This window comes from Streptomyces sp. ITFR-21 (assembly GCF_031844685.1).
Lineage (GTDB): Bacteria > Actinomycetota > Actinomycetes > Streptomycetales > Streptomycetaceae > Actinacidiphila.
In genome coordinates, this window is record NZ_CP134605.1 from 1,087,501 (window position 1) to 1,112,761 (window position 25,261).

Below are 25,261 nucleotides of genomic sequence, written 5' to 3' on the forward strand. Positions count from 1 at the left end.
GGTGCCGGTGAGGATGCGGAAGGGGCCGCCGCCGGCGCAGGCGTCGGCGCCGTTGAGTGCGCGGTCCACGGACAGGGCGGTGGCGAGTCGGGCGGGGCCCTGGGCGAGGTCGCTGTCCTTGCGGGAGGTGGGCCGGTGGGCGCGGGCCAGGTCGGCGCCTGCGGTGACCGCCCCGGCCCGCAGCAGCACTCCGGAAGGCCGGCCTTCGGGGCCGCACACCAGGTTCAGGCAGTGCCACATGCCGTAGGTGAAGTAGACGTACGCGTGGCCGGGCGGGCCGAACATCACGGCGTTGCGGTCGGTGCGCCCCCGGTAGGCGTGCGAGCCGGGGTCGTTGGGGCCGTCGTACGCCTCGACCTCGGTCAGGCGCAGCTCGATCGGCCCGTCGGTGGTGGCGCGTACCAGGGTGCGGCCGAGCAGGTCGGGGGCGATCTCCAGGACCGGGCGGTCGAAGAAGGCACGGGCCAGCGGGGTCCTTTCGGGTGAGGTGGGCACGGAGCGGGAGCGTAGTGGAACCACTTAGCGGGCCCTTGCGTTCGTAGAGATCGCGGAGGCCCGGCAGGGCGGCCCGAGCGCGGACCGGAGAGGTGGACGGATGGGGTTCAGAAAGCTGCTGGCGAGCCTGGGGGCCGGCGGGGCGTCGGTGGAGACGGAGCTGGCGCAGGCCGACGCGGTGCCGGGCGGGGTGGTCCAGGGGGAGGTGCGGATCCAGGGCGGCGCGGTCGGGCAGCGGATCGAGGGCCTGGCGGTGGGGCTGCGGGCCCGGGTGGAGGCGGACCGGACGGACGCGGAGGGCAACACCACCGAGTACCACCAGGACATCGAGTTCCATCGGCAGCAGCTCGGCGGGGCGTTCGAACTGTCGGCGGGCGCGGTGCACGTCGTGCCGTTCACGCTGGAGGTGCCGTGGGAGACGCCGGTCACGACGTTCCTCGGCAGGCATCTGACCGGGATGAGCCTGGGGGTGACGACGGAGTTGGCGATCGACCGCGCGGTGGACGCGGGGGACCTGGATCCGCTGAGTGTGCATCCGCTCCCGGCGCAGCAGGCCCTGCTGGACGCGTTCGGGCGGCTGGGGTTCGGGTTCCGGAGCGCGGACCTGGAGAAGGGCGTGATCGTGGACACCCGGCAGCGGCTGCCGTTCTACCAGGAGATCGAGTTCCGTGTGCCGGATCAGTACCGCGGGCTGAGCCAGGTGGAGCTGTCGTTCGTCGCGGACGCCGCCGGGATGGACGTGGTGCTGGAGATGGACAAGAAGCCGGGGCTGTTCAGCGTCGGCAGCGACATGTACCGGTCGTTCACGATGGACCACCACTCGTACGAGCAGACGGACTGGGCGGGCTTTCTGCATCAGTGGCTCGCCGAGGTGGGCGGCAAGCGGAACTGGTTCTAGGGCGCCCTTCAGGAGCGCGGTCGGAGTGGCGGCGGTGCGGTCGGGGACGGGTCGGTGCGGGCGGGGCGCGCCACGCCGCTCCGGGCTCGCGTGCCGGCCGGGCGTACCTGTCCCGGCCGCCCGAACACCGCGTCGTCCGGGCGGCCCCGGGGGCGGGGTCGGTACCGCCCCCGGGGCCGGCGCCGTCAGACGGTGAAGGTGGGTTGTTCGGTGAGGCCCAGGAGGCTGCGGCCGTAGATCTCGCGTCTGAGGTCGGGGTTGACGACGCCGTGGCGGGTGGTGGTCGCCAGGTCGCGCCAGATCCGCTGGAGCGGGTTGGCGCGGGCGAAGGCCCCCGCTCCGTTGACGGACACCAGGCGGTCGACGGCCTCGCGGCTTCGGGTGGCGGCGACCGCGGTGTCCATGCCGGCGCCTGGAGCACGCCCGTAGCGAACTCTCCGCGCCCGGCGGCCCGGACACCGTCGCCGAGGTCGCCGCCCGCTGGCAGTTCGCCGACACCAGCCACTTCCGCCGCGCCTACCGCGCCGCCTACGGACACCCGCCGCGCCAGCCCCGGCGATGACCGCCGGATCCCCCGGCCCGGCCCGCAGAGCGCCGGCCGGCGATCCGCCGGTCCGCCCGCCGAGGACGGTGCGGGTGCCGGTACGCGACGGGCACCGGCCGCGCCGGAGCCGGCCCGCATCCGGCCGGTGCCGGTGCCGGTGCGGGGGCGTGCCGGTCGTGGTCGGCCGCAGGGCCGACCGGGTCGCGGGGCCGCTGATCCGGTGCCGGGCCCGGTCGGTCCGGTGCGCCGCCGGGGCCCCGGCGCGAGTTTCCTCCGGCGTTCGGATGCCGGCCGTCTTCTCCCGGGCCTTCCGCGGGCTTCGCCGGCGAGTCCTCCCCTGCTCATCCGCCGTCCTCCGGCGGGAAATTGCGTTGTCCACCGGGGTGCCCGCGGGCACAGTGGAGCCACGTCGCCCCGCGGGGGCGGATCGGGCCCGGGAGGTGGGCGGGATGCGTGAGACGCTGGTGCTGAACGCGAGCTTCGAGCCGCTGTCGACGGTGTCGCTGCGGCGTGCGGTCGTGCTGGTGATGCAGGACAAGGCGGTCGTGGAGCAGGCGCATCCCGGGCTGCGTGTCCGGGCCTCCGGTATGGAGGTGCCGGTGCCGCAGGTGATCCGGCTGTGCCGGTACGTGCGGGTGCCCTTCCGACAACGGGCGCCGTGGTCGCGGCGGGGTGTGCTGGTCCGTGACCGGCATCGTTGCGCGTACTGCGGGCGGCGGGCGACGACGGTGGACCACGTGCTGCCGAGGTCGCGCGGTGGCGGTGACACCTGGCTGAACACGGTGGCGGCGTGCTCGGAGGACAACCAGCGCAAGGCGGACCGTACGCCGGAGCAGGCGGGGATGCGGCTGCTGGTGCGGCCGTTCGAGCCGACCCCGGCGGCCGCGCTGCTGCTGGCGCTGGGGATCAGGGACCAGGAGGGTCTGCCGGAGTGGCTCGCGCTTCCGGCGTGAGGGCCGGCGGTGCCGGTCGGCCGGGCCCCACGGCCCGGCCCCCGGCTCAGCTGTTCCTGACGACCAGTTGGACGATGGCCGCGACGCCGACGGCGACGATCAGGGCGCGCAGCGCGGCGGGCGGCAGGCGGCGGCCGACGCGTGCGCCGATCAGGCCGCCGAGGGTGGCTCCGGCGGCGACCAGTGCGACGGCCGCCCAGTCCATGTGGGCGACGAAGACGAAGAACAGCGCGGCGACGCCGTTGACCACGGCGGCGAGCACGTTCTTCAGGCCGTTGAGGCGTTGCAGGGGCTCGTCGAGCAGCAGGCCCATCAAGGAGAGGTAGAGCACTCCCTGGGCGGCGCCGAAGTAGCCGCCGTAGGCGCTGGCGAGCAGCATGCCGAGCAGCAGTACGGGGCCGCCGTGGGTGGGGGCGGCGGTCCCGGCGCGGTCGCGGTGGGCCTGGACGGCGCGGGCGAGCCGGGGTTGCAGCACGACCAGCACGAGGGCGAGGGCGATCAGCACCGGCACGATCGCGTCGAAGGCCCCGGACGGCAGGGTGACCAGCAGCACCGCCCCGGTGACGCCGCCGACCAGGCAGACCGCGCCGAGGCGCAGCAGCCGGGAGCGCTGGCCGCCGAGTTCGCGCCGGTAGCCGATGGCTCCGGTGACGGAGCCGGGGACCAGGCCGAGGGCGTTGGAGACGTTGGCGGTGACGGGCGGCAGGCCGACGGCGAGCAGTACGGGGAAGGTGATCAGTGTCCCCGAGCCGACGATGGTGTTGATGGTGCCGGCGCCGATTCCGGCGGCGAACACGGCAAGGGCTTCTGCTGGCGACATCGGACCCTCCATGATCTTCGCGCGTCCGCCCCGCCCGGCCGGGGACCGGGAGGCGCGCGGCGATCATGCCATACGGGCCGCGGACGGGGCCGCGGGTGTCCCGGCCGGGAGCCGCCTGCGCGGGCCGGGCGGGCGGGCCGGGCGGGCCCGCCCGGCACGGGTGCGTCAGTCCTTGTCGAACGTCGGGGACTCGCGGCGCGGGGCGGGCGGGCCGCCGACCGGTCCGGCGGCCGGGCCGCCGGTGTCGCTGCCGGGGGCGCCGGGGATGTTGACTATGCCGCCGAGGCCCTTGAGGGCGTCGTTGAGCTCGCTGGGGATGATCCAGAGCTTGTTGGCGTCACCCGCGGCGATCTTCGGCAGCATCTGGAGGTACTGGTAGGCGAGCAGCTTCTGGTCCGGGTCGCCGGCGTGGATGGACTCGAAGACGGTGCGGATGGCCTGGGCCTCGCCCTCGGCGCGCAGCGCGGCGGCCCTGCTCTCACCTTCGGCGCGCAGGATGGAGGACTGCTTCTCGCCCTCGGCGGTGAGGATCTGGGACTGGCGGATGCCCTCGGCGGTGAGGATAGCGGCGCGCTTGTCGCGGTCGGCGCGCATCTGCTTCTCCATCGAGTCCTGGATGGAGGTGGGCGGCTCGATCGCCTTGAGCTCCACCCGGTTGACGCGGATGCCCCACTTGCCGGTGGCCTCGTCGAGCACTCCGCGCAGCGCCCCGTTGATCTCCTCGCGGGAGGTCAGGGTGCGCTCCAGGTCCATGCCGCCGATGATGTTGCGCAGCGTGGTGACGGTGAGCTGCTCGATCGCCTGGATGTAGCTGGCGACCTCGTAAGTGGCGGCGCGGGCGTCGGTGACCTGGTAGTAGATGACGGTGTCGATGTTGACCACCAGGTTGTCCTGGGTGATCACCGGCTGCGGCGGGAAGGGGACGACCTGCTCGCGCAGGTCGATCCGGTTGCGGATGGTGTCGATGAACGGCACCACGATGTTCAGCCCGGCGCTGAGGGTGCGGGTGTAGCGGCCGAAGCGTTCGACGATGGCGGCGCTGGCCTGCGGAATGACCTGGACCGTCCTGATCAGGGCGATGAAGACGAGCACCACCAGGATGATGAGCACGATGATGATGGGCTGCATGGCCAACTCCCGGCGCCGTTTGTCAGCAAGCTTGGATGCGTACGTCCGACGTAATCTGTGCAATCCGTCATGATCAATTGTCGCAGACCGTCGGTCCGCCGGGGCCGGGTTCGACGAATTCCCGGTCCGCGGCCCGGTGTCACATGACGACCGCGGTGGCCCCGTCGATCTCCACCACGTCCACCTCGGCGCCGGGGTCGAAGACACGGCCGGCTTCCAGGGCGCGGGCCGACCAGACCTCCCCGGCCAGTTTGATCCGGCCGCCGGCGCCGCCGTCGACCCGTTCCAGTACCACGGCCTGCCGGCCGCGCAGGGCGTCGACGCCGCTGCGCTGCTCCGGGCGCTGCCGGTTGCGGTACGCGATCGGCCGTACGAACACCAGGAGGGCGACCGAGACCACCACGAAGGTGACGACCTGGGCGACGATGCCACCGCCGAGTCCCGCGGCGGCCGCACCGGCCACGGCGCCGACGGCGAACATCCCGAATTCGGGCATCGCCGTGATCACCAGTGGGATGCCCAGCCCCACCGCGGCTATCAGCCACCACACCCATGCGTCCACACCGCCAATCCTAGGCGTGCGGACCCCGGTTGCGGCAGTGCACCGGGCAATACCCCGCGCGTGTGCTCCTGTTCGGGGCGCCGGCCCGGGTCTGTCCGTCGGGCGGATCTCCGCGCAGGTCCACCGGCGCTAGGACAGCGGCAGGCCCGCGGCGGTCCAGCGGTCGCCGCGGCGCTCGACGACCAGGGGGAGGCCGAAGCAGAGCGAGAGGTTGCGGGAGGTGAGTTCCAGCTCGATGGGGCCGGCGGTGACGAGCTTGCCCTGCCGGATCATCAGGACGTGGGTGAAGCCGGGCGCGATCTCCTCGACATGGTGGGTGACCATGATCATGGAGGGCGCGATGGGGTCGCGGGCGAGCCGGCCGAGGCGGCGTACCAGGTCCTCGCGACCGCCGAGGTCGAGGCCGGCGGCGGGCTCGTCGAGCAGCAGCAGCTCGGGGTCGGACATCATGGCGCGGGCGATCAGGGTGCGCTTGCGCTCGCCCTCGGAGAGGGTGCCGAACTTGCGGCCGAGGAAGTCGCTCATGCCGAGCCGGTCCAGGAACGCCTTGGCCCGGTCCTCGTCGACCTGCTCGTACCCCTCCTGCCAGGTGGCGGTCATGCCGTACGCGGCGGTGAGCACCGTCTCCAGCACGGTCTGGCGGCGCGGCATCTTCTCCGCCATGGCGGCGCCGGCCATGCCGATCCGGGGCCGCAGCTCGAAGACGTCGACGCCGCCGAGCTTCTCGCCGAGGATCTGGACGGTGCCGCTGGTCGGGAAGAGGTAGCTGGACGCGACATTGAGCAGGGTGGTCTTGCCGGCGCCGTTGGGGCCGAGGATGACCCAGCGCTCGCCCTCGGCGACGGACCACGAGACCTGGTCCACCAGAGCTCGCCCGTCGCGGACCACGGATACGTCCACCAGCTCCAGCACATCGCTCATGAGCGCGTTGTCTCCCATTGCAGTCATCGGCAGTCCGGTGTGCCCACGTCGGCACGGGCCTGAAGGAACCCCCGGGGAAAACTTACGCCACCACCGGTCGGGTCCAGTCCTTAGGCTGGGGGCATGCTCGATGAACCTCGCTCAGGGCGGCTCACCGCGTGGGGAAATGCCCTGCTTGCCGGACTTGCCGCGCCGGATGACGTCGCACAGCGGATCACGGCGGACGACACCGTGCACCGGATCGCCGGGCTGCCCTCGGAGCCCGTACCGGTGGGTCTGACGCTGGGGCTGGGCAGGCTGCGGGCCCTGGGGACGACGGGTCTGCGGCTGGCGCTGCCGGTCGCGGGGCACCCGCTGGGGCTGAGCGGGCCGCCGGAGTTCAACGCGCGGGCGCTGGTGGCCGGTGAGGCGGTGGTCACGGTGGGTACGGCGGCGCTGGGTCTGGTGCCGGAGGTACGGGAGGCGGGGCCGGCGGGCGACCAGCACGTGGAGGTGGTGTGGCGGTGCCTGCCGGTACGCGACGCGCCGCCGGCCGACGTGCCCTCGCTCGGGGAGGCGGAGCGGGAACTGGCCGAGGCGCTGCGGGACGCGACCGAGGCACTGGCGCGGCTGGATGTGGCGGGCGCGGGACCGGCCGCGCAGGCGGCGCTGGAGGCGTACCGGGCGCGGGCGGCGCGGGGGCGGGAGGTGCTGGCGCCGGGGTATCCGCCCCGTGCGGTGCGGGTGCTGGAGCTGGCCCAGCGGGTGGCGGCGCTGGTGGGGATCGCGGCGGACGGTGACGGCGCGGCGGTGAGCGCCTCGCAGATCGCGGCGCGGGCGGAGCTGCTGCGGCCGGTGGAGCGTACAGCGCGCCGGGCGCAGGTGGCGGCGTACAACGCGTACGTGGAGGAGGCCGAGCGCCGCCGGTCCTGACGGGCGCGGCCCCGCGGGTGGTGGTGGCGTCCGGCCGCGCGCCGGAGCGGCGCGGCCCACGGCGGCGGGACCGGGCCGGGACAGGTACGCGGCGGCGGGCGGCTGACGGGCGCGGTGCTCGGTGGCGGCCCACGGTCGTACGCCCGGCACGTCGTACGGCCCCGCGGGCGACGGGTGCGTCGTCGGGCCGCGGGGCCGGGGGGTGCCGCGGAGCCTGTCGGGTGGGTCTGCACGGCGTCGCGGGGTCCGCCCGCACGGCTGCCGCGTTCCCGCCGGTCGACGGCACACCGCGCCGCCTCCCTGCCTCCGCCGTGCAGCCGCGACGCACCGGAGCCCGCTTCTCGACCCGCGCAGCTCCACCCGACAGTCCCTAGCGGGCGGCCGGGGTCACCCGTTCACGGCGTAGTTGCCGAACACCGGGTTGAGCAGGCCGATCACGTCGACGGTGTTGCCGGAGACGTTGACCGGCACGTGCACCGGGACCTGCACCAGGTTGCCGGAGCCGACGCCCGGCGACGTGACGGCCGCGCCGTGCGCGCCGGAGTCGGCGGACGCGACGCCGGCTCCGGCGACGGCCAGGCCGCCTGCCACGAGGGTGATGGCCGCGGCCTTCTTCAGGTTCTTCACTGGGAACTTCCTCCTTGCGGGACGCACCGCGGCGTCCGCCGCGGCACGTCCTGCAGAACGGATCGCCACGGGCGGGGATACGCCGTTCGGGCGACATCCACCCGACCGTATGAATCTCGGACCGCCGTGCGCCGGGCGCGCTCGGGCCGGGCGTACCCGCCCGGTGCACGCCGGTGCCCGCCCCCTGTGCGCGCCGCATCCCGCGCGCACCGGTCCCCGGGTCCGGCCGGTGCCCCGGCCCGCTCAGCCGCCGGCCCCGTTGCGTACCGCCCACAGCGCCGCCTGGGTGCGGTCGGCGAGATCCAGCTTCATGAGGATGTTGGACACGTGGGTCTTCACGGTCTTCTCGGAGAGCACCAGCGCGCGGGCGATCTCCCGGTTGGAGCGGCCGTCGGCGATCAGGCCGAGCACCTCGCGCTCCCGTTCGGTGAGGGTGTTGCCGCGGCCGGTGCCGGTGCCGTGGTGGTCCTGGGCGAGCAGCGCGCCGGCCACTTCCGGCTGGAGCAGCACGTGTCCGGCGTGCACCGAGCGGATCGCGTCGGCCAGGGCGACCGGATCGACGTCCTTGTAGACGTATCCGGCGGCGCCGGCCCGCAGCGCGGGCACCACGGTCCGCTGCTCGGTGAAGCTGGTCACGATCAGCACCCGGGCCGGGTTGCCGGCCTCATGCAGCAGCCGCAGCGCCTCGATGCCGTCGGTGCCGGGCATCTTGACGTCCATCAGGATGACGTCCGGCCGCAGCTCCTCGGCGCGGGCCACGCCCTCGTCGCCGTCGGCGGCCTCGCCGACGACCTCGATGTCGCCCTGCACCTCCAGGAAGGTGCGCAGCCCGCGGCGCACCACCTGGTGGTCGTCGACCAGCAGGACGCGGATCACCTGGTCAGCCACCGGGCACCTCCAACTCGACGACGGTGCCCGCGCCGGGCTCCGAGCGGACGGTCAGCCGGCCGCCGACGCCGTCGGCGCGGTCCCGCATGGAGACCAGGCCGAGGTGGCGGCCGGCCCGGCGGACGGCGGACGGGTCGAAGCCGCGGCCGTCGTCGAGGATCCGCAGCCGGGCCCCCTTGCCGCGGCCGTCGAGCGTGACGGCGACGGTCGCGGCGCGGGCGTGCCGCAGCGCGTTGTGCAGGGCCTCCTGGGCGACCCGTAGCAGGGCCTCCTCCTGGGCGGCGGGCAGCGCGCGGACGCCGGCCGCACGGAAGGTGACGTGCGCGGTGTGCGCCCGGTCCAGGACGCGGACCTCGGTACGCAGGGTGGCGATCAGGCCGTCCTCGTCCAGTCCTGCCGGGCGCAGCTCCACCACCACCGACCGCAGCTCGTCGGCGGCCTCGGCGGCGAGCGCGGCCACCTGCCTGAGCTCGTTCTTGGCGCGGGCCGGGTCGGTGTCGACCAGGGCGGCGGCGGCCTGGGCGGTGAGCCGCAGCGAGAACAGCTTCTGGGAGACCGCGTCGTGCAGCTCGTGGGCGATCCTGGCCCGCTCCCCCACCAGGGTCAGCTCCCGGCTGTGCTCGTAGAGCCGGGCGTTGGTGAGGGCGATGGCGGCGTGGTCGGCGAGGATGCGCAGCAGGTCCTCGTCGTCCTGGGTGAAGCCGCCGCGGGCGGTGCCGGGGCCGGCGGGGCAGGTCTTGTTGGCGAGGAAGACGGCGCCGAGGATCTCGTCCTCGTCCAGGATCGGCATGCCGATGAAGTCCTTCATCTCCGGGTGGGCGGCCGGCCAGCCGGCGAAGCTCTCGAAGGCGCGGACGTCGGTGAGGCGCTGCGGCGCGGCCTCGTGCAGCATCGCGGCCAGTACGCCGTGCTGGCGGGGCAGCGGGCCGATGGCCTTCCACTGCTCCTCGCCGACGCCGTCCACCACGAACTGGGCGAAGCCGCCGTGGTCGTCCGGCACGCCGAGGGCGGCGTACTCGGCGCCGAGCAGGTCGCGGGCCGAGGCGACGATGGTCTGGAGCACCTCGCGCACCTCCAGCCTGCGGTTCATCGCCAGCAGCGCGGCGCTGACCACCTCGATTCCGCCCCTGGGCGTGCGGCTGGACACACACCCACCGTACCGGCGCGGGTGACCGCCGGTACGCGGCCGGCGGACGGACCGTGCTCGTTCGTACGTCCTAGGCCGCGGGGCCGGTGGCGCCCGGTCCCGCGGCGGAGTTCGGAGGCGGGGGTCCGGCGCCACCGGACCCCCGCCGGACCCCCGCCGCACCGCCGCCGCACCGCCGCCGCACCGTCCGTAAAGGTCACATAAAGCGGCACCCCGATCACCACCGGCAATCGACCCGGCGGCGGGGTGTGACCTCACCTATAGGACGTGCGTCACATACTAGGCGGCTTAGTGGATTCGGTCCGCAGCAGGACAACGGAAAAACGGCGCACCGCGATACCGGTCGGCCGCGGCACTACGAATTCAATTCGTAGCGGGGTTCGTTGACCCCCGATTTAGGAGCCTCTAAGAATTCTGAGGTCCCGCAATCGGAAGAGGTAATCCCGCATGCAGCTCCCCACGATCCCGAAGTTCGGCCGACTGTCCAAGAAGCACAAGATCACGGCGGCCGGTGCCGCCGCCGCGGCGGCTGTTGTCCTGACGGTTACCGGTCTCCAGGTGACCGGTGGGTCCGCGTCGGCCGCCGGTGACCCGACCGGGTTCGCCGTCTCCGCCGGCGACCAGGTGAAGAGCCTGGACGCGAAGACCGGTCCGGCGTCCGAGCACACGGCCGCCGACCGGGCGGCCGCGCAGAAGAAGGCCGCCGCCGACCGGGCGGCCGCGAAGAAGGCGGCGGCCCAGGCGGCCGAGGCGAAGAAGCACGCCGCGGCCGCGAAGAAGGCGGCCGCGAAGAGGGCAACCGCCGAGGCCGCCGCGAAGAAGAAGGCGGCGGCCGACGCCGCGGCCAGGAAAAAGGCCGCCGCCGCGGCGGCCGAGCGGGCCCGGGAGCGCGCGGCCGCCAACCGGTCGGAGCAGCGCGCGGCCGTCAAGGCCGCGCCTGCGGCCAAGGCGCCGGTCAGGGCCGCCGTACCCGCGGCTCCCGCCCCGGTCACCTACACCGACGACCTGGACGGCTGGATCAAGCACTCGCTGGCCATCATGCACGAGAAGGGTATTCCGGGCAGCTACGACGGTATTTACCGGAACATCATCCGTGAGTCGAGCGGGAACCCGAACGCGATCAACCTGTGGGACTCCAACGCCGCCGCCGGTATTCCCTCCAAGGGCCTGCTTCAGGTGATCGACCCGACCTTCCAGACGTATCACGTCGACGGTACGTCGTGGAACATCTACGACCCGGTCGCCAACATCACCGCCGCGTGCAACTACGCGTTCCACGTGTACGGCTCGATGGACAACGTGAACTCCGCCTACTGACCTGACCGACAGTCTCCCCGGCTATTCGGGAACGTCCAAGCACGCGCAAGAAAAAGGGCGGTGGGACCGACAGGTCCCACCGCCCTTTCGCATGGCCCGCGTTGCGGTCCGGGCTACTTCCGCATGACTTCCGGCTCGTGCCGGCGCAGCAGCCGCGACACGATGAAGCCGAAGACGACGCCCAGCCCGATCAGCACCGCCATGTCCAGCGTCCAGGCGTGCGCGGTGTGCGCCCACAGCGGGTCGGGGTTGTCGGGGTCCCAGGGCATGACCACGTTGAGGTTCGCCGTGGAGCAGAGCGCGGCGGTCGCCCAGCGGGAGGGCATCAGCCAGGCGAACTGCTCGACGCCCGGCGAGCCGTAGAGCTGGAAGAGCACGCCGGTGAACACCACTTGGATGATGGCGAACATGACCAGCAGCGGCATGGTCTTCTCGGCGGTCTTCACCAGCGAGGAGATGATCAGGCCGAACATCATCGAGGTGAAGCCGAGTCCGATGACCGCCAGCGCCATCTCGATCGCGGGCTGGCCCGGCACGATGACGCCCTCGTCGGGCAGCCGGCGCGGGGTGAAGCCGATCCCGCAGATGACCACGCCCTGCAGCGAGGTGATCAGGCCGAGCACGATGACCTTGGACATCAGATACGCCGAGCGCGACAGGCCGGTGGCCCGCTCCCGCTCGTAGATGACCCGCTCCTTGATCAGCTCGCGGACCGAGTTGGCCGCTCCGGAGAAGCAGGCGCCGACCGCGAGGATCAGCATGACGGTGCCGACGTCCTTGTTGATCCCGTTGTCCTTGGCCGGGCCGGGGCCCATTCCGCTGGCGGCCGGGATGACGATGCTGACCAGGCCGAGCACCGCGGGCAGGATGAACATCAGCGCGATGAAGCCGCGGTCGGAGGCGATCACCGACAGGTAGCGGCGGATCAGGGTGGCCAGCTGCGCGAACCAGCCGGTGGGCTTGGGCGGCCTGGCGGCCTCGTGCGGGATGACCGGGGCGGCCTGCGGGTCGGCGACGTCGAGTTCGGCCGCGTACAGCTGGTAGTGCTGCGAGCCGTGCCAGCGGCCGGACCAGTCGTAGTCGCGGTAGTTCTCGAAGGCGGAGAAGACGTCGGCCCAGGTCTCGTAGCCGAAGAAGGTCAGCGCCTCGTCCGGCGGGCCGAAGTAGGCCACCGAGCCGCCCGGCGCCATCACCAGCAGCTTGTCGCACAGCCCGAGTTCGGCCACCGAGTGGGTGACCACCAGCACGGTGCGGCCGTCGTCGGCCAGGCCGCGGAGCAGCTTCATCACATCGCGGTCCATGCCCGGGTCGAGGCCGGAGGTGGGCTCGTCCAGGAAGATCAGCGACGGTTTGGTGAGCAGTTCCAGGGCGACCGAGACGCGCTTGCGCTGGCCGCCGGACAGCGAGGTGATGCGCTTGTCCGCGTGGACGTCGAGCTTGAGTTCGCCCAGCACCTCGTTGATCCGGGCCTCGCGCTCGGCGGCGGCGGTGTCACCGGGGAAGCGGAGCTTGGCCGCGTACCGCAGGGCCGTCTTGACCTGGAGTTCCTTGTGCAGGATGTCGTCCTGCGGGACCAGGCCGATGCGCTGGCGCAGTTCGGCGAACTGCTTGTAGAGGTCGCGGTTGTCGTACAGCACCGAGCCCTCGTCGGCGGGCCGGTAGCCGGTCAGCGCGCGCAGCAGGGTGGACTTGCCGGAGCCGGACGGGCCGATCACCCCGATCAGCGACTTCTCGGGCACCCCGAAGGAGACGTCCTTGAGGATCTTCTTGGTGGTCCTGCCGTGCGGCACGGTCACCGACAGCCGGCGGGCGGAGAAGGAGACCTCGCCGGTGTCGACGAACTCCTCGAGCCGGTCGCCGACCAGTCGGAAGGTGGAGTGGCCGACGCCGACGATGTCGTTGGGGCCGAGCAGGTGGCGCTGGACCGACTGGCCGTTGACGTAGGTGCCGTTGTGGCTGCCGAGGTCGACGATCTCGTAGCGGCCGTCCGGGTGCGCCCGGAACTCGGCGTGGTAGCGCGAGACCTGAAGGTCGGAGACGACCAGTTCGTTCTCCAGCGCGCGGCCGATCCGCATCACCCGGCCGAGGGCGAGCTGGTGGAACGTCGTCGGGTTGCGGACGTTGAAGCCGGTGCCGCCGCCGGCCGGCGCCTGCAGGTGCGGGTGGGCCTGCGGTGTCGGGGGCTGGGCCGGTCCGCCCCAACCGCCGTGCTGCTGCGGGACCTGGGCGGACGGCGCGTCCCAGCCGCCGGCCGCCGCGGGCTGCTGCCGCGCCGGGGCGGGTGGCTGCCGGTGGAGCTGCTGCGCGGGTCCGGCCGCCGCGCCCGCGACGGCTCCGGCGGCCGCCTGCGGTACGGCGGCCTGCGGCGCCGCCGCGCCGCGGAACTCCAGCCGCGGTCCGTCGGTGGCGTTGCCGAGGTGAACGGCCGAGCCCGGTCCCACCTCCGTCTGCTGGACGCGCTGCCCCTGCGCGAAGGTGCCGTTGGTGCTGCCGAGGTCCTCGATCAGCCAACTCCGCTCGCCGCGGCGGACGGTGGCGTGCCGCCAGGACACCCGCGCGTCGTCGAGGACCACGTCCGCCTGCGGGTCGCGCCCAAGGCTGTACGACCGGGACGCGTCGAGCGTCCAGGTTCTTCCGTTCAATGCGAGTACGAGTTCAGGCACCCCAAGCCCCATGTGTTGTCCCCCGAGAAATCCCCTGTGAAGGGGAGTGTAGGGACAGCGGACAGCGGGAGGAACTCCTGCACGCCCCGGTCTGGTAACAGAAAGCCGTCACTTGTACGGGTTCGGTCCCAGCGCGTTGACGACCCGCGCCGCGCGCCCCGAGAGTTGGGCACACTTGCGGGCGTTGGGGGACGAGGACCTCGGGGGTCTACGGATGAGTGCACGGAGTACGCCCTGGGCCGGAGTGCTGTTCAGCTCTCTGGCCGCGGTGAGTTGGGCGTTCGCGGCGATGGCGGGCGTGGCCGCGCTGGGGCTTCACCTGCTCGGCGCGGACGCGTCGGCCTCGCTGGGGCCGATGACGGCGGCGGTCGTCGCGATGGCGGTCGGCGGGAAGGTGCGGCCGACCGGTGACATCGGCGTGTTCGGGCTGACCGGGTCGCAGACGCAGGCCGCGATCGGCATCACGCCGCTCGGGGTGAGCCTGGTGGGGGCGCTGTTCCTGGTCTGGGTGTTCCTGCGGTCACTGCGCCGGGCGGGGCCGCTCGTCACGCCGGCCGAACTGGCCGCGCGGGTCGCGACGACGGCGGCGCTGTTTCTGGCGCTGGTCGGCGGGCTGGCGTGGGCCGGGCAGGACACGGTGGCCATCGACGCGGGCTCGGTCGGGCCGTCCAGCGGGACCGCCGGCGATCTGCTGGGCGGGCTGCCCGGGATCGGGGACATCGGCGGCGGTCTGACCGACGGGTTGCAGGACATCGTCAAGGCCGACACCTCGGTGAAGTTCCACGTGGAGACCGGGCGGTCGCTGCTCGGGGCGCTGGTGTGGGTGCTGGTGGTGCTGCTGATCGCGCTCCTGGCGTCCCGCCGGACACCGCTGCCGGCCGGGTGGCAGGCGCTGCACCGGGTGGTGCGGCCGGCCGTGTCGGCGATCACCGCGGTGCTGCTGACGGCGGTGCTCGCCGGGTTCGCGGCGGCGGTGTTCGCGGCGGCGACCGGGGATCAGCCGGGTCGGATCATGGGCGCGGCACTGCTGGGTACGCCCAACGGGGTGTGGCTCGCGGTGCCACTGGGGCTGTTCGTACCGTGGAAGGGGACGGCGTCCGGGCCGCTGGCCTCGCTGCTGCCCGACCCGGTGGGGCGCTTCGTGGCCGGGCACGGCGGGGCCACCATCACGCCGGGCGCGCTCGCCGACCTCGACGGCCGGGTGTGGCTGCTGCCGCTCGCCGCCGCGTTGATGATGCTGCTGGCCGGGGCGCTGACCGCGACCCGTACGCCGCCGGAGGCCACCCGGGGCCGCTTCGTGGCCGCGTGCGCGCTACGGCTCGGGGTCGCCACGGCGCTGGCGCTGCCGCTCCTGGTCGGGCTCACCGGCGTCACGGTGAACGCCAACCTGTCCGTGTTCGGCTTCGACGCGGTCGGGGCGGGCATCGACCTGCGGGGCAACGCCACGCTGGCCTTCCTGCTGGGCGCGCTCTGGGGCGCCGCGGCCGGCGCGGCGGGGGCGTTCCTGGCCCTGGCCACCGGTGCGGCCGGCCGCAGGCCGGCCGCCCTCGCGGTCCCGGGCCCCGCGCCGGTCCCCGCGGACACCCCGCCGAGTCCGGCCGGCCCGCCCGGCCCGGCTCCCCGGCCCGCTCCGCCCGCTCCGCCCGGCCCGGTGGCCGACGACGCCGGCCGTACGTATCCGGCCCTCGCCTACCGGCCCGGTCCCTACCAGCCGAGCACGCCCTACCGCCCGGACCAGGGGCCGAACCCCTACCAGGAGCCCCATCCGTACGCCGACCCCTCCCCCGCCAAGGACAAGGAGTGGCCGCCCCCGCCGCCGCGTCCGCCGTCCTGACCCGGCGCCCCCGGGCCGGGCTCCCGGCCTCCCGTGGCGGCCGGCTCCGCCCGGCGCGACGGCACCCGCCCCGCGCCCAGCGCGCGGGCGGGCCGCCTCGGCCCCGGCCGCCGCGCCGCTGGCGGGACGGCCCGGGACAAGGTGGCGGGGGCTGTCCGCAGGGCGGGACGGGTGGTTCGGGTGATCGGTTCGGCGGATACCGTGGACGCACCATGGATGACGCCTCGCAGAGCCCCGCAAGCGTGCCGCCCGCGGCCACGCCGACCCTGCTGGTCAAGATCTTCGGCAGGGACAGACCCGGCATCACCGCCGGGCTTTTCGACACGCTCGCCGGCTACGGCGTGGACGTGGTGGACATCGAGCAGGTCGTGACGCGGGGCCGGATGGTGCTGTGCGCCCTGGTGACCGCGCCGACCGCCCGGGGGGCGGAGGGTGAGCTGCGGGCCACCGTGCACACCTGGGCGGAGACCTCGCGGATGCAGGCCGAGATCATCTCGGGCACCGGCGACAACCGCCCGCGCGGTGAGGGCCGCAGCCATGTGACCGTGCTGGGCAGCCCGCTGACCGCCGAGGCCACGGCGGCCATAACCGCGCTGATCACCGGCGCCGGCGGCAACATCGACCGGATCTTCCGGCTGGCGAAGTACCCGGTGACCGCGGTGGAGTTCGCGGTGTCGGGCGCCGAGCCCGCCCGGCTGCGGTCCGCGCTGTCCCCGGAGGCGTCGGCCCGCGGTGTGGACGTCGCGGTGGTGCCGGCCGGGCTCCAGCGCCGGGCGCAGCGCCTGGTGGTGATGGACGTCGACTCCACACTGATCCAGGACGAGGTGATCGAGCTGTTCGCGGCGCACGCCGGGTGCGAGGCGGAGGTCGCCGAGGTGACGGCCGCGGCGATGCGCGGCGAGATGGACTTCGAGCAGTCGCTGCACGCCCGGGTGGCGCTGCTGGCCGGCCTGGACGTCTCGGTGGTGGACAAGGTCCGCGCCGAGGTGCGGCTGACGCCGGGCGCGCGCACCCTGGTCCGCACCCTCAAGCGTCTCGGCTACCAGGTGGGCATCGTCTCGGGCGGTTTCACCCAGGTCACCGAGGACCTCCAGGAGCGGCTGGGCCTGGACTTCGCCGCCGCCAACACCCTGGAGGTGGCCGACGGGCGGCTCACCGGCCGGGTGACCGGCCCGATCGTGGACCGGGCCGGCAAGGCGCGGCTGCTGCGTGCCTTCGCCGAGCAGGCCGGGGTGCCGCTGAGCCAGACGGTGGCGGTCGGCGACGGCGCCAACGACCTGGACATGCTGAACGCGGCCGGACTCGGCGTCGCCTTCAACGCCAAGCCCCTGGTCCGCCAGGCGGCGGACACCGCGGTGAACGTACCCTTCCTCGACACGGTGCTGTATTTGCTGGGCATCACCCGGGAGGAGATCGAGGCCGCCGACGAGACGGACGGACTCGTCACCGGCTGAGCGGCCGGCGCGCCGCGGCTACGCCTCGTGGGGTGTCCAGAAGCCCGTCAACGTGCCGACCCCGTGCTCCGCGGCCTTCCAGGAGCCGGGGACGGCGAGGACCGCGAAGGCTGCGGTGGGGAATCCGACCCGGTTCATCCGGGCCAGCGCGTCGCCTTCCGCGGCGCCGGCCAGCGCTTCGGCGAGGGCGTGGATGCCGGGGTTGTGGCCGACCAGCAGCAGCGAGCGGACCTCGTCGGGGGTCTCGGCGAGCAGCGCCAGCAGGTCGCCGAGGCTCGCCTCGTAGAGCCGCTCCTCGTACACCGTCCGGGGGCGGTGCGGCATCTCGTGGGCGGCGAGCTTCCACGTCTCGCGGGTGCGGGCGGCGGTGGAGCACAGGGCGAGTTCGGGGCTGATGCCGTCGTCGGTGAAGCGGCGGCCGACGGCCGGGGAGTCCAGTCGGCCGCGGTCGGCCAGCGGTCGCTCGTGGTCCGGGACCGAGGGCCAGTCGGCCTTGGCGTGCCGGAGCAGGACGAGGGTGCGGGGTGAATCGGCGCTCATGCCCTCAGCTTTCCAGAAATCCGGCGGTCAGGCGCGGGATGGGCGGCGGCGATCGCCCCCCCGGCGGGTCCGGCTACCGGTCCGTACGAGGGCGCGGCTCACAGCAGCCGGCTCAGCAGATCGCCGAGGTCGGCGGCGAGCCGGGCGAGGGTGTCGGCGGTGGGCGCCGCGGCCGAGGCGTCGGCCGGGCCCGCGCTGAGCAGGGCCAGCAGCGCGGCGAAGGCCACGGCGGGCAGCGCGACCGCCCACCACGGCAGCCGGGTCTGCACCCGGACGGTGTCGCGGGGGGTGTCGGGGGCGGTGGCGGCCGGGCCGCGCCGCCGGGTGGCGAGGTACGGGAACTGCGTGGTCACGGTGACCGCCTCCGTGGTTGGACCGTCGAACTGCCAGATCGCTGGGTGCAGTTCGACGCTACGGGGGCGGGGTGGGCGGACCCATCCGGCCGTCCACCCACTTCACCCTGACCCTGACCCCCTAGGGACGGTGGGGTTGTCCCCACCCTCCGCTCAGGGGTCCGGCCGGGGCCGGGCGGTCAGCCCATCCGGGCGGCGATGACGGCGACGACCGCGACGATGGCGGGCACCCCCATCATCAGGCCGAAGAGGATCAGCAGGCGCCGCTGGGGCTGCGGGGGGTTCGGTTCGAGGACGGGCATGCGGCCAGTCTGGCACCGGCGGCGGGGTCGGCCGCGGCGGGGTCGCCGTTCGCCCCCCGGCGTCCCGGTCGCGCCCGGCCACTGCACCGCGCGCGGTCCGCGGGACCACCAGAGCGGCCGCCGGCGCGACGGGCGGGCCGGGGCGATGGATTCGCCGTCCCGCACAGCCCCGCCATAGAATGATGGGATGAATCTCGGACCCGTGCCCCGCGCCGCCACTCTCTCCGACCAGGTCATCGTCCGGCTGCGCGCCGAGATCGCCTTAGGCGTGTGGCCGGTGGGCTCGCGCATCCCCACCGAACCCGAGCTGGTCGAACGGCTCGGGGTGGCCCGCAACACCGTCCGCGAGGCGGTCAGGGCGCTCGCCCACAACGGGCTGCTCGACATCCGGCAGGGCTCGGGCACCTACGTGGTGGCCACCAGCGAACTGGCCGCGGTGATGGGGCGGCGGTTCGCCGACGCGGACCCGCTGCACGTCGCGGAACTGCGCGGCTCGCTGGAGGCGACGGCGGCGGCGCTGGCCGCGGAGCGCCGCGGCGAGGCGGACCTCGCACACCTTGAGGAGCTGCTCGCCCGCCGGGAGGCGGCCTGGGGGTCGGGCGACGCGGACGCCTTCGCGGAAGCCGACGCCGCGCTCCACCTCGCGGTGGTCGCGACCTCGCACAACGAGGTGCTCACCGCCCTGTACGCCGACCTCGGGCAGGTGCTGCGCGACTTCCCGCGGGCCGACGCGGGCGCCCGGCTGCGCCCCGCGGACCACCTCGACCACGCCCGCCTGGTCGCCGCGATCCGCGACCGCGACGCCGACCGGGCCGCCGCCGAGGCCCGTGGCCACGCCTTCCCCTGCGGCTTCACCGAGGCCTGACGCCCTTGGCCGCCGGGACGCACCCGACGGCCGGGCGCCCCGCGTCCGCCGGGACACGGGGCGCCGGCACGGCACACGGCACGCCGCCTCGTCCGCGCTCGCGCGCGTACGGCGTGAGACCCGTACGGCGTGAGACCCGTACGGCGTGACCGCTCGGACGAACCAGGGCACTGGTACGGCCCCCGGGGCACGGGCCGGTCAGGCTCCGACGGCGTGCAGCCCGCCGTCCACGTGCACGATCTCGCCGGTGGTCTTCGGGAACCAGTCCGAGAGCAGGGCGACGACGCCGCGGCCGGCCGGCTCGGGATCGGACATGTCCCACTCCAGCGGCGAGCGGTGGTTCCAGACATCGGCGAGTTCGGCGAAGCCGGGGATGGACTTGGCGGCCATCGAACCGATCGGGCCGGCCGAGATGAGGTTGCAGCGCACGTTCTGCTTGCCCAGGTCGCGGGCGATGTAGCGGGACGTGGCCTCCAGCGCGGCCTTGGCCGGGCCCATCCAGTCGTACTGCGGCCAGGCGTACTGCGCGTCGAAGGTGAGGCCGACGACCGAGCCGCCGTTCTCCATGAGGGGCAGGCAGGCCATAGTGAGGGACTTCAGCGAGTACGCCGACACGTGCATCGCGGTCGCGACCGACTCGAAGGGCGTGTTGAGGAAGTTGCCGCCCAGCGCGTCCTGCGGGGCGAAGCCGATGGAGTGCACCACGCCGTCGAGGCCGCCCAGTTCCTCGCGCACCACGTTCTCCAGGCGGGCCAGGTGCCCGGTGTCGGTCACGTCCAGCTCGACCACCTTGACCGGCTTGGGCAGCTTCTTGGCGATCCGCTCGGTGAGGGTCGGCCGCGGGAAGGCGGTCAGGATGATCTCGGCACCCTGCTCCTGAGCCAGCTTGGCGGTGTGGAAGGCGATGGAGGACTCCATCAGCACACCCGTGATGAGGACGCGCTTGCCGTCGAGGATTCCGCTCATGGTGATCAGTGACCCATGCCCAATCCGCCGTCAACGGGGATGACGGCTCCAGTGATGTACGAGGCGTCGTCGGAGGCGAGGAAGCGGACGGCCGCCGCGATCTCCTCCGCCTGCGCGTAGCGGCCGAGCGGCACCTGGGCGACGATCTCGGCGCGCTGCTCGTCGCTGAGCGTCCGGGTCATGTCGGTGTCGACGAAGCCGGGGGCGACGACGTTGAAGGTGATGTTGCGGGAGCCGAGTTCACGGGCGAGGGAGCGGGCGAAGCCGACCAGGCCGGCCTTGGAGGCCGCGTAGTTGGCCTGGCCCGCCTGGCCGGTCAGGCCGATGACCGACGAGATCAGCACGACCCGGCCCTTGCGGGCGCGCAGCATGCCGCGGTTGGCGCGCTTGACGACGCGGAAGGTGCCGGTGAGGTTGGTGTCCAGGACCGTGGTGAAGTCCTCCTCGGTCATCCGGATCAGCAACTGGTCGCGGGTGATCCCGGCGTTGGCGACCAGGATTTCCACCGTGCCGTGGACGGCCTCGATCTCCTTGTACGCCTGCTCCACCTGCTCCGGGTCGGTGATGTCGCACCGCACCGCCAGGACGCCGAGGTCGGTGAGTTCGGCGGGGGGCAGGCCCGAACGGTAGGTGATGGCGACCTTGTCGTCGCCCGCCTCGGCGAACGCCCGCGCGATGGCGAGGCCGATGCCCCGGTTACCTCCGGTGACGAGAACCGAGCGGCTCAACGGATCACCCTTCCCACTAGACGGCCTGTCCAGTGAAAGGTATCGGTACCCGCTGCGTCCCGGGGGATCGGCCCCGACAGGCTGACTCGCGGTCCCCTGTAAGTTTCCTACAGGGGGCGGATCAGCTCCCCGCGCGTGTGCCGGCCCTGCGCCGGCTCCAGAACAGCAGCCCGAGAGCGCCGGAGGCCAGCACCGCGCTGCCGGACAGGGCGGCCTCCAACGTGGCGCCGCCGGCGGAGGAGTCCGCTACGTCGCTGGTCGCGATGGGCTCAGTGCCGCCGTGGCCGTGGTGGCTGACGGTGGACCGGGACTCCCCGGCGGCGATCTGCGCCTCGGTGGGCGCCTTGAACGCCGCCTTCGCCGCCGTGGCCGCGGCGGCGGCCGACTGGCCGAAGACGACATCGGAGCAGCCGTAGAAGGCCTCGGGGCTGTCGCTGCGCTGCCACACCTGGTAGATCAACTGCCGTCCGGTGCGGGCCGGCAGAGTCGCGTTGATCGTGTAGTAGCCGCTGGGCGCCGAGGCGACGGTGGCGTACGTGGCGATCGGCGTGCCGTCCAGGTCCGACCACTTGAGCGGCTTGGTCGCGTCGTAGCCCTGCTTGGTGATGTACAGCGTCATGGTGCCCTTGTGCGGCGCGGTGACGCGGAAGTCGACCGTGGTCGAACCGGCCGTCACGGGGGTGGCGGGCCAGTCGGTGCGGGCCCAGTCCAGGGCGCGGTACTTGTCGCGGTTGGCCGAGCAGAGGTGGCCGTCGGGGATGATCGTCCGGCTCTGCCCGTCGGCGTTGGCGATGTTGACCTCGTTCCAGTCGTACAGCGGCTGGGTGCCGCTGTCGGCGACGAGGTCCTTGCAGACCTGGGACTTGGGGTTCTCCGGGCCTTCGGCGTAGCAGCCGGAGACCCGGCTGACCGGGGAGCTGAGCGCGCCGTGCGCGGCGGCCAGGCCCGGGGTGAGGGTGACGGTCAGCAGGGCGGCGGCGACCGCGCCGGCCGCTGCGGTGGTGTGGCGTACGGACATGTGGGGGGCTCCTGTCGTGCCTGAGGTGGTGCACTGCGGACAAGAGAGGGCGGTTGTCATGAGCATACGGATTGGTCTGGACCAAACTCAAGGGTCGGGACCGGACCGAGGCGGGGGCGGGGCCGGGGCGGGTGGAAGCGGCGGCAAGGCCACCGGAAGCCCTGCGCGCGGAAGGCCGCGCGGCGGACCGCGGTCCGAGCGCCGGAGGGATGCGGCGGGTTGTCCACAGGGCTGCGAAATGTCCGCGCAGGGCCTGCTGGCTACGTGGTTCACTGCCGTTACCTGTCGAACGGTCGAAAGGGAACCCAACCGTGCCTCATGAGGTCGATCAGTCATTCCTGGCGCTGCCGCTGCGGTCGCTCGCGGACGCGGCGCTCGCGCGGGCCCGCGCGCTGGGCGCCGACCACGCGGACTTCCGCCTGGAGCGGATCCGCGACGCCTCGCTGCGGCTGCGGGACGCCCGGCCGACCGGCAGTTCGGACAGCACCACGCTCGGCTACGCGGTCCGGGTGGTGCACGGCGGCGCCTGGGGCTTCGCCTCCGGGGTGGACCTGACGATGGACGCGGCGGCGCGGGTGGCCGGCCAGGCGGTGGCGATGGCCAGGCTCTCCGCGAAGGTCATCGCGGCGGCCGGGTCGGCGGAGCGGGTCGAGCTGGCCGACGAGCCGGTGCACGCCGACCGGGTGTGGGTGTCGTCGTACGAGATCAACCCGTTCGACGTGCCGGACGCCGAGAAGAGCGCGCTGCTCGCCGACTGGAGCAGCCGGCTGCTGGCCGCCGAGGGCGTCTCGCACGCCGACGCCTCCCTGCTGGCGGTGCAGGAGAACAAGTTCTACGCCGACACCGCCGGTACCACCACCACCCAGCAGCGGGTGCGGATCCAACCCCAGCTCACCGCCGTCTCGGTGGACTCGGGCAGCGGCGGCTTCGACTCGATGCGGACACTGGCGCCGCCGGCCGGCCGCGGCTGGGAGTACCTGACCGGCACCGGCTGGGACTGGGACGCCGAACTCGCCGCGATCCCCGGCCTGCTGGCCGAGAAGATGCGCGCGCCCTCCGTCGAGGCGGGCCGGTACGACCTGGTGATCGACCCGTCGAACCTGTGGCTGACCATCCACGAGTCGGTCGGCCACGCCACCGAACTGGACCGCGCGCTGGGGTACGAGGCGGCGTACGCGGGCACCTCCTTCGCCACCTTCGACCAGCTCGGCACCCTGAAGTACGGCTCCCCGCTGATGAACGTGACCGGGGACCGCACCGCGGAACACGGCCTGGCCACCATCGGCTTCGACGACGAGGGCGTCGCCGGCCAGTCCTGGGACCTGGTCAGGGACGGCATCCTGGTCGGCTACCAACTGGACCGCCGGATCGCCCGGCTCACCGGCTTCGACCGCTCCAACGGCTGCGCCTTCGCCGACTCCCCCCGCCACGTCCCCGTCCAGCGCATGGCGAACGTGTCCCTGCGCCCCGCCCCGACCGGCCCCTCCACCGACGAGCTGATCAGCGGTGTGGAACACGGCGTCTACGTGGTCGGCGACCGCTCCTGGTCGATCGACATGCAGCGCTACAACTTCCAGTTCACCGCACAGCGGTTCTACCGGATCGAGCACGGCAGGCTCGCCGGCCAGGTCAGGGACATGGCCTACCAGGCCACCACCACCGACTTCTGGGGCTCCATGGAGGCGCTCGGCGGCCCGCAGACATACCGGCTGGGCGGCGCCTTCAACTGCGGCAAAGCGCAGCCGGGGCAGGTGGCGGCGGTCAGTCACGGGTGTCCGGCGGCGGTGTTCCGGGGCGTGAACGTCCTCAACACCGCGCAGGAAGCGGGGCGGCTGTGAGCGGAGGAGCCGGGGCCGGCGGCACGGGACGTCGGCCGGGCGGCGGGGGACGGGATCGGCGAGTGGAGACGGAAGCGATGGGGGACGAGGGATGAGTGTCACGACCAGGCCGCACGAGATCGTCGAGCGGGCGCTGTCGCTGTCCAAAGCGGACGGCTGCGTGGTGATCGCGGACGAGGGGTCGAGCGCCAATCTGCGCTGGGCGGGCAACGCGCTGACCACCAACGGTGTCACCCGGGGCCGTACGCTCACCGTCATCGCCACGGTGGACGGCGCGCAGGGCACGGCCACCGGGATGGTGTCGCGTTCCGCGGTGACCGCGGACGAGTTGGAGCCGCTGGTGCGGGCGGCGGAGGCGGCGGCCCGCGCGGCGGGACCGGCGGAGGACGCGCAGCCGCTGGTGTCAGGGGTGCCGCGGTCCGCGGGGTTCACCGAGGCGCCGGCCGAGACCTCCTCCGAGGTCTTCGCGGCCTTCGCGCCCGCGCTGGGCGAGGCGTTCGCCACCGCCCGGGCCAGCGGCCGGGAGCTGTACGGGTTCGCGCACCACCGGGTGACCTCGACGTATCTGGGCACGTCCAGCGGGCTGCGGCTGCGCCACGACCAGCCGACCGGCACGCTGGAGGTCAACGCGAAGTCCCCGGACCGTACGAAGTCGGCGTGGGTGGGCGCGTCCACCCGGGACTTCGCCGACGTCGACCCGCTGGCCATGGACGCGGAGCTGGACCGGCGGCTGGAGTGGGCGGCCCGGCGGGTGGAGCTGCCCGCGGGGCGGTACGAGACGCTGCTGCCGCCGACCGCGGTCGCGGATCTGCTGATCTACCAGCTGTGGTCGTCCGGTGCCCGGGACGCCGCGGAGGGCCGCACGGTGTTCAGCCGGCCCGGGGGCGGCACCCGGATCGGTGAGAAGCTGGCCGCGCTGCCGCTGACGCTGCGCAGCGACCCGGCGGAACCGGGCCTGGAGTCGGCGCCGTTCGTGATCACCTACGCCTCGGGCGACGACTCCTCGGTGTTCGACAACGGCCTGCCGCTGGGCCCGGTGGAGTGGGTGCGGGACGGCACCCTCAACCAGCTGGTCGCCACTCGGCACGGTTCCGGCCTGACCGGGGTGCCGGTGGCGCCGGCGGCGGACAACCTGATCCTGGACGGCGGCGGCGGGTCCTCGCTCGCCGAGATGGTCGCCGGGACCGGGCGGGGGCTGCTGCTGACGTGCCTGTGGTACATCCGCGAGGTCGACCCGGCCACGCTGCTGCTCACCGGCCTCACCCGGGACGGCGTCTACCTGGTGGAGAACGGCGAGGTGACCGGCGAGGTCAACAACTTCCGGTTCAACGAGTCACCGGTGGACCTGCTGGGCCGGGCGGTGGAGGCGGGCCGCACCGAGCGGACGCTGCCGCGCGAGTGGAGCGACTGGTTCACCCGGGCCGCGGCGCCGGCGCTGCGGATCCCGGACTTCAACATGAGTTCGGTCAGCCAGGGGGTCTGACGGAG

26 protein-coding genes (1 of these 26 cut by a window edge) are annotated in these 25,261 nt (G+C 73.5%); 10 read left to right on the top strand and 16 right to left on the bottom strand.

What is annotated here, in order from left to right:
* Positions 1 to 495, bottom strand: the 5' portion of a protein-coding gene (locus RLT57_RS04885; RefSeq protein WP_311296123.1) for a DNA-3-methyladenine glycosylase. It extends 141 nt beyond the left edge of the window; only the first 495 of its 636 coding nucleotides appear in the window; the start codon lies at positions 493 to 495; its stop codon lies beyond the left edge, outside the window.
* A 100-nt stretch (positions 496 to 595) separates the two neighbouring features.
* Here RLT57_RS04885 and RLT57_RS04890 point away from each other — a divergent pair, with 100 nt between their 5' ends.
* Positions 596 to 1,393, top strand: a complete 798-nt coding sequence (locus RLT57_RS04890) for a sporulation protein (protein ID WP_311296124.1) — start codon at positions 596 to 598, stop codon at positions 1,391 to 1,393.
* Between the two features lie 185 nt (positions 1,394 to 1,578).
* On the opposite strand, the gene RLT57_RS04895 is transcribed toward RLT57_RS04890, so the two are convergent.
* Positions 1,579 to 1,797: a hypothetical protein gene (locus RLT57_RS04895; RefSeq protein WP_311296125.1), complete on the bottom strand. Its 219-nt coding sequence runs from the start codon at positions 1,795 to 1,797 to the stop codon at positions 1,579 to 1,581.
* A gap of 8 nt (positions 1,798 to 1,805) precedes the next feature.
* Here RLT57_RS04895 and RLT57_RS04900 point away from each other — a divergent pair, with 8 nt between their 5' ends.
* Together RLT57_RS04900 and RLT57_RS04905 are read left to right on the top strand one after the other, a co-directional pair.
* Positions 1,806 to 1,955 (top strand): helix-turn-helix domain-containing protein, encoded by a 150-nt coding sequence (locus RLT57_RS04900; protein WP_311300576.1) that lies wholly within the window; start codon positions 1,806 to 1,808, stop codon positions 1,953 to 1,955.
* 431 nt (positions 1,956 to 2,386) lie between these two features.
* A complete protein-coding gene (locus RLT57_RS04905; RefSeq protein ID WP_311296126.1) occupies positions 2,387 to 2,890 on the top strand; it encodes an HNH endonuclease in 504 nt (167 codons plus the stop codon).
* Positions 2,891 to 2,936: 46 nt separating this feature from the next.
* Here the strand turns inward: RLT57_RS04905 and RLT57_RS04910 are convergent, their stop codons facing one another.
* The 4 genes from RLT57_RS04910 to RLT57_RS04925 all read right to left on the bottom strand — a co-directional run bounded on the left by RLT57_RS04910 (position 2,937) and on the right by RLT57_RS04925 (position 6,339).
* The gene (locus RLT57_RS04910) at positions 2,937 to 3,710 is read right to left on the bottom strand and encodes a sulfite exporter TauE/SafE family protein (protein WP_311296127.1); all 774 of its coding nucleotides are present in this window, start codon (positions 3,708 to 3,710) and stop codon (positions 2,937 to 2,939) included.
* 165 nt (positions 3,711 to 3,875) lie between these two features.
* Positions 3,876 to 4,838 (bottom strand): SPFH domain-containing protein, encoded by a 963-nt coding sequence (locus RLT57_RS04915; RefSeq protein WP_311296128.1) that lies wholly within the window; start codon positions 4,836 to 4,838, stop codon positions 3,876 to 3,878.
* Between the two features lie 139 nt (positions 4,839 to 4,977).
* Positions 4,978 to 5,409, bottom strand: a complete 432-nt coding sequence (locus RLT57_RS04920) for an NfeD family protein (protein WP_311300577.1) — start codon at positions 5,407 to 5,409, stop codon at positions 4,978 to 4,980.
* A gap of 120 nt (positions 5,410 to 5,529) precedes the next feature.
* A complete protein-coding gene (locus RLT57_RS04925) occupies positions 5,530 to 6,339 on the bottom strand; it encodes an ABC transporter ATP-binding protein (protein ID WP_311300578.1) in 810 nt (269 codons plus the stop codon).
* A 105-nt stretch (positions 6,340 to 6,444) separates the two neighbouring features.
* Between RLT57_RS04925 and RLT57_RS04930 the strand changes: the two genes are divergently transcribed.
* On the top strand, positions 6,445 to 7,233 hold the full coding sequence (locus RLT57_RS04930; RefSeq protein WP_311296129.1) for a hypothetical protein: 789 nt from the start codon (positions 6,445 to 6,447) through the stop codon (positions 7,231 to 7,233).
* Positions 7,234 to 7,620: 387 nt separating this feature from the next.
* Here the strand turns inward: RLT57_RS04930 and RLT57_RS04935 are convergent, their stop codons facing one another.
* The 3 genes from RLT57_RS04935 to RLT57_RS04945 form a co-directional block, all read right to left on the bottom strand.
* Positions 7,621 to 7,860: a chaplin gene (locus RLT57_RS04935; RefSeq protein ID WP_311296130.1), complete on the bottom strand. Its 240-nt coding sequence runs from the start codon at positions 7,858 to 7,860 to the stop codon at positions 7,621 to 7,623.
* A gap of 243 nt (positions 7,861 to 8,103) precedes the next feature.
* Positions 8,104 to 8,748, bottom strand: coding sequence for a response regulator transcription factor (locus RLT57_RS04940; protein ID WP_311296131.1), 645 nt, complete (start codon positions 8,746 to 8,748; stop codon positions 8,104 to 8,106).
* Positions 8,741 to 9,838, bottom strand: a complete 1,098-nt coding sequence (locus tag RLT57_RS04945; RefSeq protein WP_311300579.1) for a GAF domain-containing sensor histidine kinase — start codon at positions 9,836 to 9,838, stop codon at positions 8,741 to 8,743. Before RLT57_RS04945 ends, RLT57_RS04940 begins: the two co-directional genes overlap by 8 nt.
* 504 nt (positions 9,839 to 10,342) lie before the next feature.
* Here RLT57_RS04945 and RLT57_RS04950 point away from each other — a divergent pair.
* Complete coding sequence (locus tag RLT57_RS04950) at positions 10,343 to 11,212, top strand: transglycosylase SLT domain-containing protein (RefSeq protein ID WP_311296132.1); 870 nt, start codon at positions 10,343 to 10,345, stop codon at positions 11,210 to 11,212.
* 113 nt (positions 11,213 to 11,325) lie between these two features.
* Here RLT57_RS04950 and RLT57_RS04955 read toward each other — a convergent pair whose 3' ends face one another.
* Positions 11,326 to 13,887 (bottom strand): FHA domain-containing protein, encoded by a 2,562-nt coding sequence (locus RLT57_RS04955; protein ID WP_311296133.1) that lies wholly within the window; start codon positions 13,885 to 13,887, stop codon positions 11,326 to 11,328.
* 202 nt (positions 13,888 to 14,089) lie between these two features.
* Between RLT57_RS04955 and RLT57_RS04960 the strand changes: the two genes are divergently transcribed.
* On the top strand, positions 14,090 to 15,709 hold the full coding sequence (locus RLT57_RS04960) for a streptophobe family protein (protein ID WP_311296134.1): 1,620 nt from the start codon (positions 14,090 to 14,092) through the stop codon (positions 15,707 to 15,709).
* 212 nt (positions 15,710 to 15,921) lie between these two features.
* A complete protein-coding gene (gene serB / locus RLT57_RS04965; protein ID WP_311296135.1) occupies positions 15,922 to 17,163 on the top strand; it encodes a phosphoserine phosphatase SerB in 1,242 nt (413 codons plus the stop codon).
* Between the two features lie 18 nt (positions 17,164 to 17,181).
* On the opposite strand, the gene RLT57_RS04970 is transcribed toward serB, so the two are convergent.
* The 3 genes from RLT57_RS04970 to RLT57_RS04980 form a co-directional block, all read right to left on the bottom strand.
* Complete coding sequence (locus tag RLT57_RS04970) at positions 17,182 to 17,703, bottom strand: SixA phosphatase family protein (RefSeq protein WP_311296136.1); 522 nt, start codon at positions 17,701 to 17,703, stop codon at positions 17,182 to 17,184.
* A gap of 98 nt (positions 17,704 to 17,801) precedes the next feature.
* Positions 17,802 to 18,056, bottom strand: a complete 255-nt coding sequence (locus RLT57_RS04975) for a hypothetical protein (RefSeq protein ID WP_311300925.1) — start codon at positions 18,054 to 18,056, stop codon at positions 17,802 to 17,804.
* 179 nt (positions 18,057 to 18,235) lie between these two features.
* A complete protein-coding gene (locus RLT57_RS04980) occupies positions 18,236 to 18,358 on the bottom strand; it encodes an SGM_5486 family transporter-associated protein (protein WP_311296137.1) in 123 nt (40 codons plus the stop codon).
* A gap of 187 nt (positions 18,359 to 18,545) precedes the next feature.
* Here RLT57_RS04980 and RLT57_RS04985 point away from each other — a divergent pair, with 187 nt between their 5' ends.
* Positions 18,546 to 19,223 (top strand): FadR/GntR family transcriptional regulator, encoded by a 678-nt coding sequence (locus RLT57_RS04985; protein ID WP_311296138.1) that lies wholly within the window; start codon positions 18,546 to 18,548, stop codon positions 19,221 to 19,223.
* A 198-nt stretch (positions 19,224 to 19,421) separates the two neighbouring features.
* Here RLT57_RS04985 and fabI read toward each other — a convergent pair whose 3' ends face one another.
* The 3 genes from fabI to RLT57_RS05000 all read right to left on the bottom strand — a co-directional run bounded on the left by fabI (position 19,422) and on the right by RLT57_RS05000 (position 21,935).
* Positions 19,422 to 20,189 carry an enoyl-ACP reductase FabI gene (gene fabI, locus RLT57_RS04990; RefSeq protein WP_311296139.1) on the bottom strand — a complete coding sequence of 256 codons (768 nt, stop codon included), beginning with the start codon at positions 20,187 to 20,189 and terminating at the stop codon, positions 19,422 to 19,424.
* 5 nt (positions 20,190 to 20,194) lie between these two features.
* Complete coding sequence (gene fabG, locus RLT57_RS04995; RefSeq protein ID WP_311296140.1) at positions 20,195 to 20,917, bottom strand: 3-oxoacyl-[acyl-carrier-protein] reductase; 723 nt, start codon at positions 20,915 to 20,917, stop codon at positions 20,195 to 20,197.
* A 121-nt stretch (positions 20,918 to 21,038) separates the two neighbouring features.
* The gene (locus RLT57_RS05000) at positions 21,039 to 21,935 is read right to left on the bottom strand and encodes a lytic polysaccharide monooxygenase auxiliary activity family 9 protein (RefSeq protein ID WP_311296141.1); all 897 of its coding nucleotides are present in this window, start codon (positions 21,933 to 21,935) and stop codon (positions 21,039 to 21,041) included.
* Between the two features lie 311 nt (positions 21,936 to 22,246).
* Here RLT57_RS05000 and RLT57_RS05005 point away from each other — a divergent pair, with 311 nt between their 5' ends.
* Positions 22,247 to 23,773, top strand: a complete 1,527-nt coding sequence (locus tag RLT57_RS05005) for a TldD/PmbA family protein (RefSeq protein WP_311296142.1) — start codon at positions 22,247 to 22,249, stop codon at positions 23,771 to 23,773.
* Positions 23,774 to 23,864: 91 nt separating this feature from the next.
* Positions 23,865 to 25,256, top strand: coding sequence for a metallopeptidase TldD-related protein (locus RLT57_RS05010; protein WP_311296143.1), 1,392 nt, complete (start codon positions 23,865 to 23,867; stop codon positions 25,254 to 25,256).
* Positions 25,257 to 25,261: the final 5 nt, after the last annotated feature.